11 protein-coding genes and 1 pseudogene are annotated in these 15076 nt (G+C 63.4%); 7 read left to right on the forward strand and 5 right to left on the reverse strand.

Annotated features, from left to right (window positions below; translation table 11 throughout):
* The first annotated feature begins 228 nt into the window (after positions 1 to 228).
* The 4 genes from ABIB90_RS28490 to ABIB90_RS28505 all read left to right on the forward strand — a co-directional run bounded on the left by ABIB90_RS28490 (position 229) and on the right by ABIB90_RS28505 (position 3949).
* On the forward strand, positions 229 to 1200 hold the full coding sequence (locus ABIB90_RS28490) for a TRAP transporter substrate-binding protein (RefSeq protein ID WP_085349491.1): 972 nt from the start codon (positions 229 to 231) through the stop codon (positions 1198 to 1200).
* 86 nt (positions 1201 to 1286) lie between these two features.
* Positions 1287 to 1835 (forward strand): TRAP transporter small permease, encoded by a 549-nt coding sequence (locus ABIB90_RS28495; protein ID WP_354164881.1) that lies wholly within the window; start codon positions 1287 to 1289, stop codon positions 1833 to 1835.
* On the forward strand, positions 1826 to 3118 hold the full coding sequence (locus tag ABIB90_RS28500) for a TRAP transporter large permease (protein WP_007601611.1): 1293 nt from the start codon (positions 1826 to 1828) through the stop codon (positions 3116 to 3118). The genes ABIB90_RS28495 and ABIB90_RS28500 overlap by 10 nt, the downstream gene beginning before the upstream one ends.
* Positions 3119 to 3142: 24 nt before the next feature.
* On the forward strand, positions 3143 to 3949 hold the full coding sequence (locus ABIB90_RS28505; RefSeq protein WP_007601612.1) for an SDR family NAD(P)-dependent oxidoreductase: 807 nt from the start codon (positions 3143 to 3145) through the stop codon (positions 3947 to 3949).
* 9 nt (positions 3950 to 3958) lie between these two features.
* On the opposite strand, the gene ABIB90_RS28510 is transcribed toward ABIB90_RS28505, so the two are convergent.
* From ABIB90_RS28510 to ABIB90_RS28525, 4 genes are read right to left on the reverse strand one after another with little or no spacing between them, the layout of a single operon-like run.
* Positions 3959 to 4657: a molybdate ABC transporter substrate-binding protein gene (locus ABIB90_RS28510; protein WP_219682426.1), complete on the reverse strand. Its 699-nt coding sequence runs from the start codon at positions 4655 to 4657 to the stop codon at positions 3959 to 3961.
* Entirely contained in the window at positions 4654 to 6789 is a 2136-nt protein-coding gene (locus ABIB90_RS28515) for a xanthine dehydrogenase family protein molybdopterin-binding subunit (protein ID WP_354201759.1), read from the reverse strand. The genes ABIB90_RS28510 and ABIB90_RS28515 overlap by 4 nt, the downstream gene beginning before the upstream one ends.
* Positions 6786 to 7256 carry a (2Fe-2S)-binding protein gene (locus ABIB90_RS28520; RefSeq protein WP_354128464.1) on the reverse strand — a complete coding sequence of 157 codons (471 nt, stop codon included), beginning with the start codon at positions 7254 to 7256 and terminating at the stop codon, positions 6786 to 6788. The genes ABIB90_RS28515 and ABIB90_RS28520 overlap by 4 nt, the downstream gene beginning before the upstream one ends.
* A gap of 15 nt (positions 7257 to 7271) precedes the next feature.
* Positions 7272 to 8228 carry a Bug family tripartite tricarboxylate transporter substrate binding protein gene (locus ABIB90_RS28525; protein WP_354201765.1) on the reverse strand — a complete coding sequence of 319 codons (957 nt, stop codon included), beginning with the start codon at positions 8226 to 8228 and terminating at the stop codon, positions 7272 to 7274.
* A gap of 252 nt (positions 8229 to 8480) precedes the next feature.
* Here ABIB90_RS28525 and ABIB90_RS28530 point away from each other — a divergent pair, with 252 nt between their 5' ends.
* On the forward strand, positions 8481 to 10571 hold the full coding sequence (locus tag ABIB90_RS28530; protein ID WP_354201760.1) for a molybdopterin-dependent oxidoreductase: 2091 nt from the start codon (positions 8481 to 8483) through the stop codon (positions 10569 to 10571).
* 133 nt (positions 10572 to 10704) lie between these two features.
* Entirely contained in the window at positions 10705 to 11487 is a 783-nt protein-coding gene (locus ABIB90_RS28535) for an enoyl-CoA hydratase/isomerase family protein (protein WP_354201761.1), read from the forward strand.
* Between the two features lie 48 nt (positions 11488 to 11535).
* On the opposite strand, the gene ABIB90_RS28540 is transcribed toward ABIB90_RS28535, so the two are convergent.
* On the reverse strand, positions 11536 to 12645 hold the full coding sequence (locus ABIB90_RS28540) for a site-specific integrase (RefSeq protein WP_354201762.1): 1110 nt from the start codon (positions 12643 to 12645) through the stop codon (positions 11536 to 11538).
* Positions 12646 to 14267: 1622 nt separating this feature from the next.
* On the opposite strand from ABIB90_RS28540, the pseudogene ABIB90_RS28545 reads away from it, so the two are divergent.
* Positions 14268 to 14921: pseudogene (locus tag ABIB90_RS28545) on the forward strand (ArdC family protein); the annotation flags it as partial.
* Positions 14922 to 15076 lie beyond the last annotated feature (155 nt).

Genomic DNA, 15076 nt, shown 5'->3' on the forward strand with positions numbered 1-15076 from the left:
CGGACAGATGATTTCGGAAAAACAGGACGGTGGGCCGGTTGTCCGCCCAAAGCCGGTCTGATCCATCGATGCAACTCTAGCATTGATCGATGCCGGATTTGGCTTGGACAGAGAATGCCGCGCGCCCTAGGGACGACAATGGCGCTTGACTTCACACCGGAAGTGGAGCGACCCAAGGCGGCCCGCAGCATCTGCCCAACGACATAATCAACTCAGGAGGAAGCCCAGATGAAGATACTTACCGGCGTCATCGCAGCCGCTCTGCTGGCGGTCTCAGCCCCCTTGGCGACCGCACGCGATTTCCGTTCCGCCGACATCCATCCCGCCGATTATCCGACCGTCGAGGCCGTCAAGTTCATGGGCAAGCAGCTCGCTGCGGCGAGCGGCGGTAAGCTCGGCGTGAAGGTGTTCCCCAACGGTGCGCTCGGCTCCGAGAAGGACACTATCGAGCAGCTCAAGATCGGCGCACTCGACATGATGCGGATCAACGCATCGCCCTTGAACAACTTCGTGCCGGAAACCATCGCGTTGTGCCTGCCCTTCATCTTCCGGGACACGCAGCACATGCGTACCGTCCTTGACGGGCCGATCGGCGACGAGATCCTGGCGGCCATGGCGCCCGCAGGCCTGATCGGCCTCGCCTATTACGACAGCGGCGCCCGGTCCATTTACACCGTCAAGGCACCGATCAAGTCGCTCGCGGATGTCAAGGGTCTGAAAATTCGCGTCCAGCAATCCGATCTGTGGGTCGGCATGATCCAGAGCCTTGGGGCCAATCCGACCCCGATGCCGTATGGCGAGGTCTATACCGCGCTCAAGACCGGTCTGGTGGACGCTGCCGAGAACAACTGGCCGTCTTACGAGTCCTCGCGCCATTTCGAGGCCGCCAAGTTCTATAACGTCACCGAGCACTCTCTGGCGCCCGAAGTTCTCGTGATGTCCAAGACGGTCTGGGACACGCTGAGCAAGGAAGACCAGGCGATGGTCCGCAAGGCGGCCAAGGAATCGGTGCCCGTCATGCGCAAGCTCTGGGACGAGCGCGAGCAGGCGTCCCGCAAGACCGTTGAGGCGGCTGGCGTTCAGGTCGTGACGATCGCCAACAAGGCGGAGTTCGTCGACGCGATGAAGCCCGTGTACGACAAGTTCGCGGGTGACGAGAAGCTGAAGAGCCTCGTCAAGCGTATCCAGGACACGAAGTAAGGCCATAGCGTCGGCCCGGCGTTGCCGATTGGCGACGCCGGACCGACGCAGTGGAGGCGCGCAAGGAGACTTGCAAGGAGACTTGGATGACAGACCCTCACGTCGCAGACCACGAACTGGACGTAGCCGGACGCCCGTCCACCGCCCTGCTGTCCCGGATCAATGCTCCCGTCGCTCGGCTGGGCATGTATCTGTCGGTGACCGGGCTGCTCGTCATCGTGACAATCGTCTTCTACCAGGTATTCGGACGCTACGTGCTCAATTCCAGCCCGACCTGGACGGAGAACCTTGCGTTGGTTCTGATCCTGTATGTCACGCTGATCGGCGCCGCCGTCGGCGTGCGCGATGCCGGACATATCGGGATGGATAGTCTGCTGGTGATGCTGCCGGACCACGCACGAGAGAAGATCGAGCTTGTGATCCACGTCCTGGTCGCCGGCTTCGGCGTCGCGATGGCCTATAACGGCTGGATCCTCGGAGCCTCGGTCGGAACGGTCAAGATCCCCAATCTCGGCCTGCCCGAGGTCATCCGCTACGTGCCGCTGATCGCCTCCGGCGTCCTGATCGTCTCCTTTTCAATCGAGCACATTATCGCTCTCCTGCGCGGCGAAGAGGTCGTCCCCTCATGGAACTGATCATTCTCGGCGCCACTTTCTTCGGCTTCCTGGTCCTCGGCGTCCCGGTCGCCTTCGCGATCGGCCTGTCGGCGATTTGCACGATCCTCTACGAAGGCCTGCCGGTCGCGGTCATCTTCCAGCAGATGATGTCGGGGATGAACATCTTCTCCTTCCTCGCCATCCCGTTCTTCGTCTTCAGCGGTGAGCTGATGCTGCATGGCGGCGTCGCCGACAAGATCGTGCAGCTCGCCAAGAATCTCGTCGGACACATCCGCGGCGGGCTCGGTATGTCGAACGTGGTCGCCTGCACATTGTTCGGCGGCGTGTCCGGCTCGCCTGTTGCCGACGTGTCGGCGATGGGGGCCGTGATGATCCCCATGATGAAGAAGGAAGGTTTCGACACCGACTACGCCGTCAACGTCACCACCCATGCGTCGCTGGTCGGAGCACTGATGCCGACCAGTCACAACATGATCATCTATGCGCTCGCCGCCGGCGGCAAGGTCTCGATCGGCGCGCTGATCGCCGCCGGCCTCCTGCCCGCGCTGGTGCTGATGGTGTGCATGCTGGTCGCCGCTTACGCGGTCGCGGTGAAGCGCGGCTATCCGGCCGGCAAGTTCCCGGGCTGGCCCGCGGTTTTTCGCTCGTTCGCCGCCGCTCTGCCCGGCCTTCTGATCGTCGGCATCATCCTGGCGGGTATCCTGTCCGGCGTGTTCACGGCAACCGAATCCGCGGCCGTCGCGGTCACCTATACGATCCTGCTGACGTTCTTCATCTACCGCACCATGACCTTGCCGAACTTCCTGCGCGCTGCGGCCAAGGCGGTGAAGACCACGGGCGTGGTGCTGCTGCTGATCGGCGTCTCCACCATGTTCCAGTATCTGATGGGGCTTTACGAGGTCGCCGACTTCGCCGGCGAGATGATGGGCAAGGTCTCGACGCAGCCCTGGGTCATCTTCCTGCTCATCAACGTCATCCTGTTCGTGCTGGGCACGTTCATGGACATGGCCGCGACCATCCTGATCTGCACGCCCATCTTCCTGCCGATCGCGATGAAGGCGGGCATGGATCCGGTGCAGTTCGGCATGCTGATGCTGATCAACTGCGCGCTGGGACTGAACACCCCGCCGGTCGGAACGACGCAGTTCGTAGGCTGCGCGATCGGCGGCATCTCGGTGGGCGCGGTGATGCGCACCATCCTGCCGTTCTACGCCGCGCTGATCGCAGCTCTGATGTTCGTGACCTACGTCCCCGCGTTCTCGCTGTGGCTGCCCCGCCTGCTGATGGGCTACAAGGGATAGCAGCAACGCAGGGAGACTCTATCCGTGACTGACTATCGCAAGCTCTTCGATCTCACCGGCAAGACGGCCGTAGTGCTGGGCGCTGCCTCGGGCATCGGCAAGTCGTCGGCCGAGGCGCTGGCCGGGCTTGGCGCCCGCGTGATCTGCGCCGATCGTGCGCTTGACGCCGCCGAAACAACCGCCGCCGGCATTCGTGAGAAGGGCGGCTGGGCCGAGGCGGCTGCGTGCGACGCCGCGAGCGCTGCTGATGTCAATGCGCTGGCCAAGACCGTGATGCAGAAATTCTCACGGCTCGACATCGCGGTGACGACGCCCGGGCTCAACATCCGCAAGACCATCCTCGACTACACCGAGGAGGATCTCGACCGCGTCCTCAACCTCAACATCAAGGGCACGGTGTGGTTCTTCCAGGCTTTCGGCCGCATCATGGTCGAGCAGAAGGGCGGCAGCATCATTGCCTGCTCCTCGGTGCGGGCGGTGACCATCGAGCCGGGCCTCGGCGTCTACGGCTCGACCAAGGCGGCCATTGGCCTGCTGGTGAAGGGCTTTGCCTCCGAGGTTGGACGCTCCGGCGTGCGGGTCAACGCGATCGCGCCAAGCATCGCCGAGACCGCGCTGACCGGCCCGTTCAAGCAGCGTCCCGACATCTACAATCTCTACGCCGGCCACACCGTGTTCAACCGCTGGAGCAGCGCCGACGAGGTCGCGACAGCCGTCGCTTATCTCGCCTCGGACGCCGCGAGCTATGTCAGCGGCAGCACGCTGTTCGTCGATGGCGGCTGGACCGCCGTCGACGGTCCGCCGACCGGTCTCACCCAGTTGCACAAATAAAGCGGCTATCTAGCCGGTAAAGCCGGCGCGCTGGCGCAGATCCCTGCGGTCTGCGCCGGTCAGCAACGCGATCAGCGCGGCCGCCTCTTGCGGATGGGCGGCCCGCGTGGTCACGCCGGCCGTGTACATCGTCACGAGCTCGCAGCCCGGCGGCAGCGCTCCCGACAGCGCGATGCCGTCGGTTGCGATGATCTCGGTGGCCTGGGTGCAGCCGATCGGATGCGCAGCGGCGGACGCCGCAAGCTCCCGCATCGCGGTCGCGCCGTTGGGAAAGATCTTGAGGCGCGACGCGACCTCATAGGCGATGCCGAGCTGATCCAGCACCTTCGCGACGTGCTGTCCCGCCGTCGAGGCTTTCGTATCAGGGACGTAGATCGCGTCGGCGCTGCGCAGCACCTCGCGCAAATCAGCCTCAGTCTTCACGGTCACCTTGGGATCGCGGCTGCGGACCGCCAGCGCGGTCTCGACCCGCCCGACATCAGAGATCGAGGAGGGGATGACGAGCGTCTCTTCGGCAAGCCTTGCAAGCAGCGCCTGCGTCAGGATCACCAGATCGGCCGCCGTCCCCGCGCGCAGCTTGTCCGCCATGATGCCGACGGCGCCGAACTCACCGTCAATGCCGAAGCCGGTCTGCGTCTTGAAGGGATCGCTGAGGCCGCGCACCAGGCCTTGCGCCGCGCCTCCGCTCAAAATGCTCACTGTCGTCACGATGCCAGCTCCATGGCTGCAATGATCTTGTCGCGGGTGATCGGCAGGTCGCGCACGCGCACGCCGAGGCAATCGTAGACGGCGTTGGCGATCGCTGCCGTCACCGGGCCGTGGGCGGCCTCGCCGGCGCCGACCGGCTCGATCTCCGCCCGCTGGACGATCTCGACATCCACCATTGGCACCTCGATGAAGGTGAGGATCGGATAGTCGGTCCAGGACGTCGATGTGATGCGCGTGCGGTCGAAGCGGACGCGTTCCTTCAACACCCAGCTCGTCGCCTGGATCGCGCCGCCCTCGATCTGGTTGATGACGCCGTCGGGATTGATGGCCTCGCCCACATCGACCGCCAGCGTCAGCCGCTTGACGCGGATGTCTTCAGTGCCCTCGATCTCCGCAATCGCGGCGCAATAGGCCCCCGTGTTCTTGTAGCGGGCGAAGCCGACGCCATGACCGATGCCGGACTGCTTCTGCGGTTTCCATTGCGCACGTCGTGCCGCCGCGCGAATCACCTCCTTAGCCCGTTCCTCGCGCAGATGACGCAGGCGGAACGCGATCGGGTCTTCGCCGCGAAGGGCTGCGATCTCGTCGAGCAGGGACTCGATCGCGAAGACATTGCCTTGTCCACCAAGGGTCCGCAGCGCCGAGGTGCGCACCGGCATGGTCAGCAGCCGGTGGCTCGTGACCGTCCAGGCCGGGAGGTCGTAGAGCGGAACGGAGTTGCGGTCGCCGCCGCCGCCATTGGCCGCGGGCGGATTGGTCGAGATCATGCGCGGGTAGGGGGACGCAATCTCGGTTGCGGCGAGCAGCGCGGGCTGTGCCGCGCGCCCCGGCCGCGCCGCGTGGCCGTTGCTCCAGATCGCATGGCGCCAACCGACGATCTCGTTGTCCGCATCGAGATCGGCCTCGATCTCGATCGCCATCGCCGCGCCGAACGGCGCGTGAGACATCTCGTCGTGGCGCGACCATTGCACCCGCACCGGACGGCCGCCGGCCCCTTTCGCCAGCAGCACGGCATCGAGCGCGACGTCGTCGGCCGCGTTGTGTCCGTAGCAGCCCGCGCCTTCCATGTGCTCGACGACGATGTTTTCTGCTGGCAGCTTGAGCACGATCGCGAGGTCGGCGCGCAGCAGATAGACGCCCTGGCTGTGCGTCCAGACATGGACACGATCGCCGTCCCATCGCGCCATCGCACACGATGGAGCGATCGAGGCATGCGCGATGTAGGGACGGATGTATTGCCGGCGGAGGGGGCGAGCAGCTTTCTCTAGCGTTGCCGCAGTGGTCCTGGTGTCGATCACGGTAGTCTCGACCGGCTGGCTCTTCAGGAACCCGGCCAGATCATCTTCATCCGGTAGCGGCTCGCCGGCCGACCATGTCGCGCCACTGCGCAAGGCTTTCAGCGCGGCTTCCGCCGCTACCTCGCTGTCGGCAATCACGCCGGCAAAGCCGCCGTCGCGGACGATCGCGACGAGGCCGGGAACGGCTCGCGTCGCCGTCTCGTCGAGCGCGATCAGCCTGGCGCCCGAGATGTCCGGCCGCAGCACGCGTCCGTGCAGCAAGTCCGGCAGCGGACAGTCATGGATAAAGCGCGGCCGTGCGAACACCTTGTCGGGAATGTCGACCCGCTGGACCGAATGTCCAGCCACAGTGCGCTTGGCGACCATCTTCGCCGTCGCGCCCGCATTGGCGCCGTGGTCGAGCGAGACGTCACCAGCCAACTCCCAATAGCTGGTCCTGACATTGCCGGGGCCCGAGATCGTGCCGTCATCGATCTCGAGCAGCGATGCATCGACGCCGAGACGTTCCGATGCCGCGGTGAGGAAGCGCTGGCGCACCTCGGCACAGGCGTGGCGCAGCGCGCGGCCGGATTGCTGGACCGAAAGGCTCCCCGAGGTGACGCCTTCGTTCGGGCTTGCCGCCGTGGAGGCGCGGATCATCTCGATGCGGTCAATATCGACGTCGAGCTCGTCGGCTGCGATCTGCGCCAGGGCCGTGACGATGCCCTGGCCGATCTCGACCTTGCCGGGCGAGATCGCCACACGGCCTTCGCCGATGAGCTTCACCCAGGATGACAGCTTGGGATTGGCCGCAAGGCTGACCGGCAGTGTCGGGGCAGGGGACGGCGCACTCATGATCCCGCCATCTCCGCGGCCGCCCGCAACACGGCCCGGACCATGCGGTTGTGCGATCCGCAGCGGCACAGATTGCGATCAAGCGCGGTTTTCACCTCCGCCTCCGTCGGCAACGGATTGCGCTTCAGCAGCGCCGCCGCGCTGATCAGGATTCCCGAGACGCAATAGCCGCATTGCATCGCCTGCTCGGAGATAAAGGCGCGTTGCAGCGGATGCGGTTGCTCCGCCGTGCCGAGGCCTTCCACCGTGACGACCTCCTTGTCCGCGACCGACCACATCGGCATGTCGCAGGACGCCATCGCGTGGTCGTCGACTATGACATAGCAGGCGCCGCACTCTCCGGCGCCGCAGCCGAAATGCGGACTTGTGATGCCGAGCCGGCCGCGCAGCACATCGAGCAGCGATTGATCCGGATCGGTATCCACGCCCGCCGCCGTGCCGTTGAGCTGGAATTGAATGGTCGGCATTGTCGCTCTACGGCCTCACGATTTGTCGAACTTCTTGACGATTTCGGCCCATTTCTCGATGTCGCCGCGCAGGAACTTGTCGAATTCCTCCGGCGTCATGGACATGGGCACCGCGCCCTGCGCAGTCCAGAGCTTGACGATATCGGGCCGCTTCACCATTGCGTTCACGGCGGCATTGAGCTTGTCGATCACAGGTTTCGGCGTGCCGGCCGGCGCCATCAGGCCGAGCCAGATCGTGGCTTCGTAGCCTGCGACCCCCGCCTCGATCGCGGTCGGCACGCTCTGTAGCACCGCTGAGCGTTGCTTGCCGGTGGTCGCGAGCGCGCGGACCTGGTTCTCGCCGATGTTCGGCGCCATCGCCGGCACGGCGTCGATCATCATCTGCACCTGCCCGCCGATCACGCCGCTGCGTGCCTCGCCACTGTTGCGATAGGGCACGTGGACGAGGTCGATGCCGGCCATGGCTTTGAACAGCTCGCCGGCCATGTGATAGGGCGTGCCCTGGCCGGAGGAGGCGTAGTTCAATCTGCCCGGCTGCGACTTGGCGAGCGCGACGAACTCCTGCAGCGTCTTCGCTGCGACTTGCGGGTTCACCACGATGACGAGATCGGAAGAGTTGACCGGTGCGATCGGCGCGAGGTCGCGCATCAACTCGTATTTGCGCTTATCCGGCGTCAGCAGGGATTCGTTCGCGGTCTGGGTGTTGGACATCATCAACAGCGTGTAGCCGTCGGCGGGCGACTTCGCCGCTTCGACCGTGCCGATGACGCCGCCCGCGCCGGTGCGGTTCTCGATCACGAAGGGCTGGCCAAAACTCTCCTGGAGCGCATTGCCGATCTGCCGGGCCGCGACATCGGCCGGCCCGCCGGCGCCAAAGGGCACGACGATCCGGACCGAATGGTTGGGATAGTCTTGCGCCACGGACGGGCTTGCGGAGAACGCGCTGAGCAGGCCGGCGGCCAGCGCCAGCATGAATTGTCGGGCCGTCACACCCACCTCCCTGATGTCGTTCTTGTTGGCCGGCACTGTAGCGGCAGGGGAGGCGAACTGTCGACGCCTCACAAGGCCGATGCTGCCTGGAATATCCTGCGGTTTTCGGTGTGGCGGCGCCGCTCTTCGCGGTCGCGGCAGGAACCGGCGGCGCACGCGGTCTGAGCAAATCGCATGGGCGTTGCCGGATAAATACCCTCGGCTGACAGGTATTTTGGTGTTACCAAATTGGACATGAACCAGCACGCCAAGATCGAAATCCGCCATTCGACCTGTCCGCATGATTGCCCGTCGGCCTGTGCGCTCGATATCGAGGTGGTCGAGGGACGCAGCATCGGCCGTGTCCGCGGTTCGAAAAAGCAGACCTATACGGCCGGCGTGGTTTGCGCCAAGGTCGCCCGTTATGCCGAGCGCATCCATCATCCTGAAAGGCTGATGTATCCGCTGCGCCGAACCGGTGCGAAGGGCTCCGGCCAATTCGCCCGGATCAGCTGGGACGAGGCGCTGGACGAGATCGGGCATCGCTTCAATCAGGCCGAGCGCGAATTCGGCGCGGAGTCAATCTGGCCCTATTATTACGCCGGCACGATGGGGCTGGTGATGCGCGATGGCCTCAACCGCCTCACGCATGTGAAGAAATATTCGCGGTTCTATCAGACCATCTGCGCCAATGTCGGGCGCATCGGGTTCGCGATCGGCACCGGCAAGATCGCCGGCGTCGATCCGCGCGAGATGGCGCTCTCCGATCTCGTGGTGATCTGGGGCACCAACCCCGTCAACACCCAGGTCAACGTGATGACGCACGCCGCCCGTGCGCGCAAGGAGCGCGGCGCCAAGATCGCGGCCGTCGACATCTACAACAACGAGACCATGAAGCAGGCGGATATCAAGATCATCCTGCGGCCCGGCACCGACGGCGCGTTCGCCTGCGGCGTCATGCACGTCCTGTTCCGCGACGGCTATGCCGACCGCGCCTATATGGACAAGTACACCGATTGCCCTGGCGAGCTCGAGGCGCATCTGAAGACGCGCAACCCCGAATGGGCGTCCGCGATCTCAGGCGTGCCGGTGGCGGAGATCGAGGCCTTTGCCAAATTGGTTGGCGAGACCAAGCGGTCTTTCTTCCGGCTCGGCTACGGCTTCACCCGATCGCGCAACGGCGCGGCGCAGATGCATGCCGCGAACTGCATTCCGGCGGTGACCGGCGCCTGGCAATATGAAGGCGGCGGCGCCTTCTTCAACAATTACGCGCTGTGGCACTTCAACGAATCCATCATCGAAGGCCACGACGCCATCGACCCAACTATCCGCGCGCTCGACCAGTCGCAGATCGGCCGCATTCTCACCGGCGATTCCAAAGCCTTGCACGGCAAAGGTCCGGTCAAGGCGATGCTGATCCAGAATACCAATCCGATGACGGTGGCGCCGGAGCAGGCGCGGGTAGCGCAGGGTTTCGCGCGCGAGGATTTGTTCGTCGCGGTGCACGAGCAGTTCATGACCGAGACGGCCGAGATGGCCGACATCGTTCTGCCGGCGACGATGTTCATGGAACATGACGATCTCTATTACGGCGGCGGCCACCAGCACATCTCGGTCGGGCCGAAGCTGATCGACCCGCCCGGCGAATGCCGCTCCAACCACGAGGTCCTGCAGGCGCTGGCGTCGCGGCTTGGCGCCAGGCATCCGGGGTTCGAGCTGACGCCGCGTGAATTGATCGACGCGACGCTGAAGCTCAGCGACCACGGCGACCTTGCCGGTCTCGAAGCCGACCTCTGGCGCGACCTGCAGCCGGACTTCCGCACGTCGCATTATCTCGACGGCTTCGCCCATGCCGACAGGAAATTCCATTTCAAGGCCGATTGGGCGCATCCGCCGTTCGGCCAGACGATGGGTGACTTCGACAAGATGCCGTCGCTACCCGACCATTGGGCGGTGATCGAGCATTCCGACCAGGCCCATCCGTTCCGGCTTGCCACGAGCCCGTCGCGCAGCTTCCTCAACACCACGTTCAACGAGACGCCGTCCTCCCAAGCGCGCGAGGGCAAGGCGAGCGTGATGATCCATCCCCTGGATGCGGCCGCGCTCGACATCGCCCATGGCGATGCTGTGACGCTCGGCAACACCCGCGGCGAGACCACGCTGATCGCCACGCTGTTCGAGGGCGTGCGGCGCGGCGTGCTGATCGCGGAGTCCGTTCATCCCAACAAGAACCATATCGGTGACCGCGGCATCAACATGCTGACGGGCGCGGACACCATTGCGCCGATTGGCGGCGCCGCATTCCACGACAACAAGGTCTGGATCAGGAAAGCGGTCGCGGCCTGAGCCTGCGCTTCGATCGCCTTCTAGTTTGTGTCGAGGCGCTAAAGCGGCGCCGTACCGCAGATTGCCCTTGCACCTTCGGCCCGAGCTGCCGCAAATGGGCCGCTAAACGGGAGCCCAAGGAAGCGAGCGTACCATGACCGACACCACAGCCGTGATCACCGAGAAGCGCGGCCAGGCGCTCTGGATCACCATCAACCGTCCCGAGAAACGCAACGCGCTGAATGGAGAGGTCATCGCCGGCATCGCGCGCGGCTATCGCGCCGCCCATGACGACAAGGACGTCCGCATCATCGTGCTGACGGGCGCGGGCGACAAGGCGTTCTGCGCCGGTGCGGACCTGCAGAACTCCGGCGCGGCTTTCGCGATGGATCATTCGAAGCCGAATGTCGACTATGCCGATCTGTTGCGCTTGTCGCAGAACGCGACCAAGCCCGCGATTGCGCGCGTTGGCGGGGTTTGCATGGCCGGCGGCATGGGCCTGCTCTGCATGACCGACATGGCCGTCGCCGCCGATCACGTCATCTTCGGTCTGCCGGAAGTCAAGGTCGGCGTGTTCCCGATGCAGGTGTTGAGCCTGTTGCAGTCCATCGCCCCGCCGCGCCTCGTCAACGAATGGGCGCTGACCGGCGAGCCGTTCGACGCGAAAGCGGCGCTGGCAGCGGGCTTGCTCAATTACATCGTGCCCGCGGCCGAACTGGATGCCAAGGTCGACTGGCTGATCGGTCGAATCGTCGATAAATCCCCGACCGCGATCCGGCGCGGCAAATACGCGATGCGTGCGATCGCCTCGATGTCGTTCGACGAGAGCATCGCCTACACCGAAAGCCAGATCGCGCTCCTCGCCATGACCGAGGACGCCAAGGAAGGGCTGAAAGCGTTCAGCGAGAAGCGCAAGCCGGTGTGGACGGGAAAATAGGCGATCCTTTCAGCGCATTCGTGGGCGCTGCCGTCGATCGACGCGCCTTTATTCCGAGGAGAGATTGGCGTTGAGCCGAATAAGGAGAGATCTTGTCCGCTCCTCGCGACGCTTTTTTGTGGCAATGATCAACTGCCTGGCCGTACGCTTGGCATAGGTTGGCAGTTGGCGACTTGATCTATGACGGCCAGCCGCGCGCAACTCTGCATCCGTGAGATCGCTGTCGGCGCCTTCAGTAAATCCTCCGTGTCGGAAGGACCGAAAAGAAAGCTCCTGACGTAGGCCAGCCTCTGTGATGATTGTTTTTACCACGCTACGTAGATAGCGGAGATCCTTGCGCGGGGTAATCCATGGTAGCGGGATTGCCGACTGACGATGCGCATGGTCACGCCGGAATACCAGGCCGGAGAGGGTGGTCCTTTTGATCTCGTCAAGTTCCTCCATAAGTTCAGGGAAGAGAGGGGCGCCAGTTTCGTCCGTTAGGGGCCACCAGGCCTCCTCTCCATTCTTCGGATGCACGATTCTGACGCTATTTGGCCGCTCGCTGGGGCGATAATGCGAAATGTCGAAGGCGCCAAAGACGTGCTGCTCTCGTTGCAGCCACTCCCACGACAATAAAGCAGCTGTTGCGATCGAGCGGTAATCAAGCTTTTTCGCGGCAGCTCTGAACGCGACGAGTTCATCCCAAGTTGCGGTCGGTGTGGGCTCTATCGGCCGCCCAGGCGGATGAGATTTCAATCCCATCCGGGAAAACGGATTGGTCGCTGGTACGATCCTTTCTTGAGCACGCTGACCAACGAACCAAGCCCGGCGGCAGGACGCCATAGCCATATTTACATAGCGACGGCGCTCGCGAACGACGACCTCTCCACTGTTATCGACTTTCGTCACGGACAATAATTTTCGATAAACTGCGTCGACGAACGCTTTGGTGAAATCGGACAACTGTTTAGACCCAACGCGACTTCCATCTTTCAGCTCGTGATTGGCAAACAGTGCGAGGCTTTTTGTGTAGTGCCGCTGTGTAGTGCTTTCGATTTCTGTCCACTTCTGGTGAGCTTGGAAGACGCCGACGAGCCAATCGAACGTGCCGGGTTCGATAGTCGCCGGCACGATGTCGCTTAGACCTCGTGAGTGCCAACTGTCGAACGCCGGCAACAGAACTTTCTCTACCCGCTCGACGGCACTTGCGTAATCGCAGCCGAGAGCTTCAGGGTTTAAATCGCAGCCCTGTCGACGAGACCAGGTTGGGGGTTCAAAGTAGTAGGCTATTCTATTCTTCGCCAATATTTTGCGGCGACAATACCGAGGCAGACGCGGTGCCTTCCCAAGCGATATCACACCAGGCATAAAAGATCTTCCCCCTGCTTAAGATCTCCTTTTCCGATCGACGCTGCGAAGTGATCCATAGTCGCCTTCGACCAAACTGGCTGGCGCAGGCGCCCTGTTCCGCGAAAGCCGATTGGTGGGGGTGCGTCTCCTCGGCTGATCGCGCGCATGAGTTCGCTCGTGTCTCCAAAGTCAAGGTAGGCGGCGGCCATGTCCGCCCTCATCATCGTGGGCCAGGTTCTAGCGAGAGGGTAGCGGGCAGGTAGTGCGGTGCGCGGCGAGCCTAAGCGGTTTGATCTGACTGCTGAATGCCCGTGGTGTAACATGTGCTGATTTCACTGACGAACGAGACGGGATCTGATCGATCCAGATTGCTCTTCGCCCCTGGTCGGGGAGCGAGAGTTCGGATCGCGGATTAAGCGGAGTGTTACGGCCAAAGAGTTTGCACCTCTACTGCGAAGCGCGGCCGGGCGGGAAAAGGCTGGATTGGCGCGCGAAAAGGAGGCCTTCGGTGTGTAGTTCTCCAAGAACGCCAATGTCGCTCGCGAAAGAAAAGGGGAACAGTTGCGGCGCTCCGTTGGCAGGGGCCGGTAGCAGGCAGGCAACTGCTTTGGATGATAGATCAATAGTCAATCCGACAGGTCCGATGGGAGACTTGTATCGAAGCCTTCGGATCGCTTTCGAGCGTTGGAATTTTAACGTGCGGGTTGAACACAGCAGGCTATGATCGCGGGGGGGCTGAGTACTGTTGGCCGTCCATTGCTCGAGTGGTTCAATTATTGCTCATGTATAGGGACTGAATAGTTGCAGATATCCGTGAGCTGCAGGCCTCCCGTGATGCGCTTGAACCGGATGGACGATGCAAGGCGGAATGCAACCCGAACTGCGGCGGGATCGGTAAATAGGGACTAAGACTACTTTTCTGCGCGCCGACGAATTCAAGCGACGAAACGAGGTCCTCCGGGCAAGCCCTGGCGAGTTCTGGCGTTTGCGCGCGTGCGGCTGCGCCGCAACGGGCTCTTGTGAACCGAGCCGCGCTGCGTCTCGGCCATCCGGCTTCGATCCCTCGCGCAGGGACTGCAGAGCTCCTCGCCGGGGGCACTCGGAAAAGGGGCTCGCCTTGCGGCGACCGCTATCACTGCCCCGTTCCCGGGTGCCGCTATTGAACCGGTCTCGTCGCTGCACTCGGACCCGCGTGCCCCTTCGGGTCGCTATGCTCACGCTCTCCGGGTGCCATTTTCCATAGCGCGATGCGCCCCTGGCGCACGCCTCGTGGGGCCTGCGGCCCCGGTAGCTCAACTCAATTCCCATGAAGATACGATGGAAGGCGGGCTGCGTCACAGATCTCGCATTCCTTCAAGTAGGAGGAGAGTTAGAGTGTCGGCCGGGTTTTGCCATGACGGGTTACAGGCTGCGAGAGAGGCTCGCGGTCCCCGTCGCGGAGACCCGCGATGTGCAGACATTATCCTCACGCGCGCACCGGTAAGGACCGGGCCAACCTTTATGACAACATCACCAACAAGATCATCGCCGAGTTGGAGGCTGGCCGAGTGCCGTGGGTCCAGCCTTGGGGCACCGCGGCGGCGAAGGCGCCTTTGGCTTTGCCCAAGAGCGCGGCGTCCGGCCGCCAATACAGCGGCATAAACATTCTAGTTCTATGGGGTGCCGCGACCGAACACGGATTTACAGGCCAGAGCTGGCTTACCTTCCGCCAGGCGCTGTCGCTCGGTGGTCACGTCCGCAAGGGCGAGCGCGGCACGACCGTCGTCTATGCCGACCGCTTCGTGCCAGCCTGCGAAAAGCGCCGCGCACATGAGACCGGCGAGGAAGCGCAGGCCATACCGTTCCTCAAGCACTTTACGGTCTTCAACTGTGATCAATGCGGCGGCTTGCCTCCAGAGATCGCGACAACGGCGCCGCCCCCGCCGCCGGCCCTGATCGAGCCGCAGGTCGAATACCTGATCAAGGCGACCGGCATCGACTTCCGCATCGGCGGCAACCGTGCCTTCTATATGCCGACGGAAGATTATGTGCAGGTGCCGCCTCCGCAGGCCTATTTTGAACCAATCAATTGGCATCGAACGGCCCTCCACGAGCTGGCGCATAATGCCGCGATCCAGATTATGCCGCATCTGCTCGGCTGGGCCCGGTTGGCGGCATGATCCCGCCAATCCCATTCGGCATAATCTTCGTCGCTCCAACAACAAGGAGCACGAAGATCATGTCTCAATATTTGCAGACCTGCATCGAGCCGCATCTT

Origin of the sequence: Bradyrhizobium sp. JR4.1, from assembly GCF_040548605.1 — a bacterium.
Classification (GTDB): Bacteria; Pseudomonadota; Alphaproteobacteria; order Rhizobiales; family Xanthobacteraceae; genus Bradyrhizobium; species Bradyrhizobium canariense.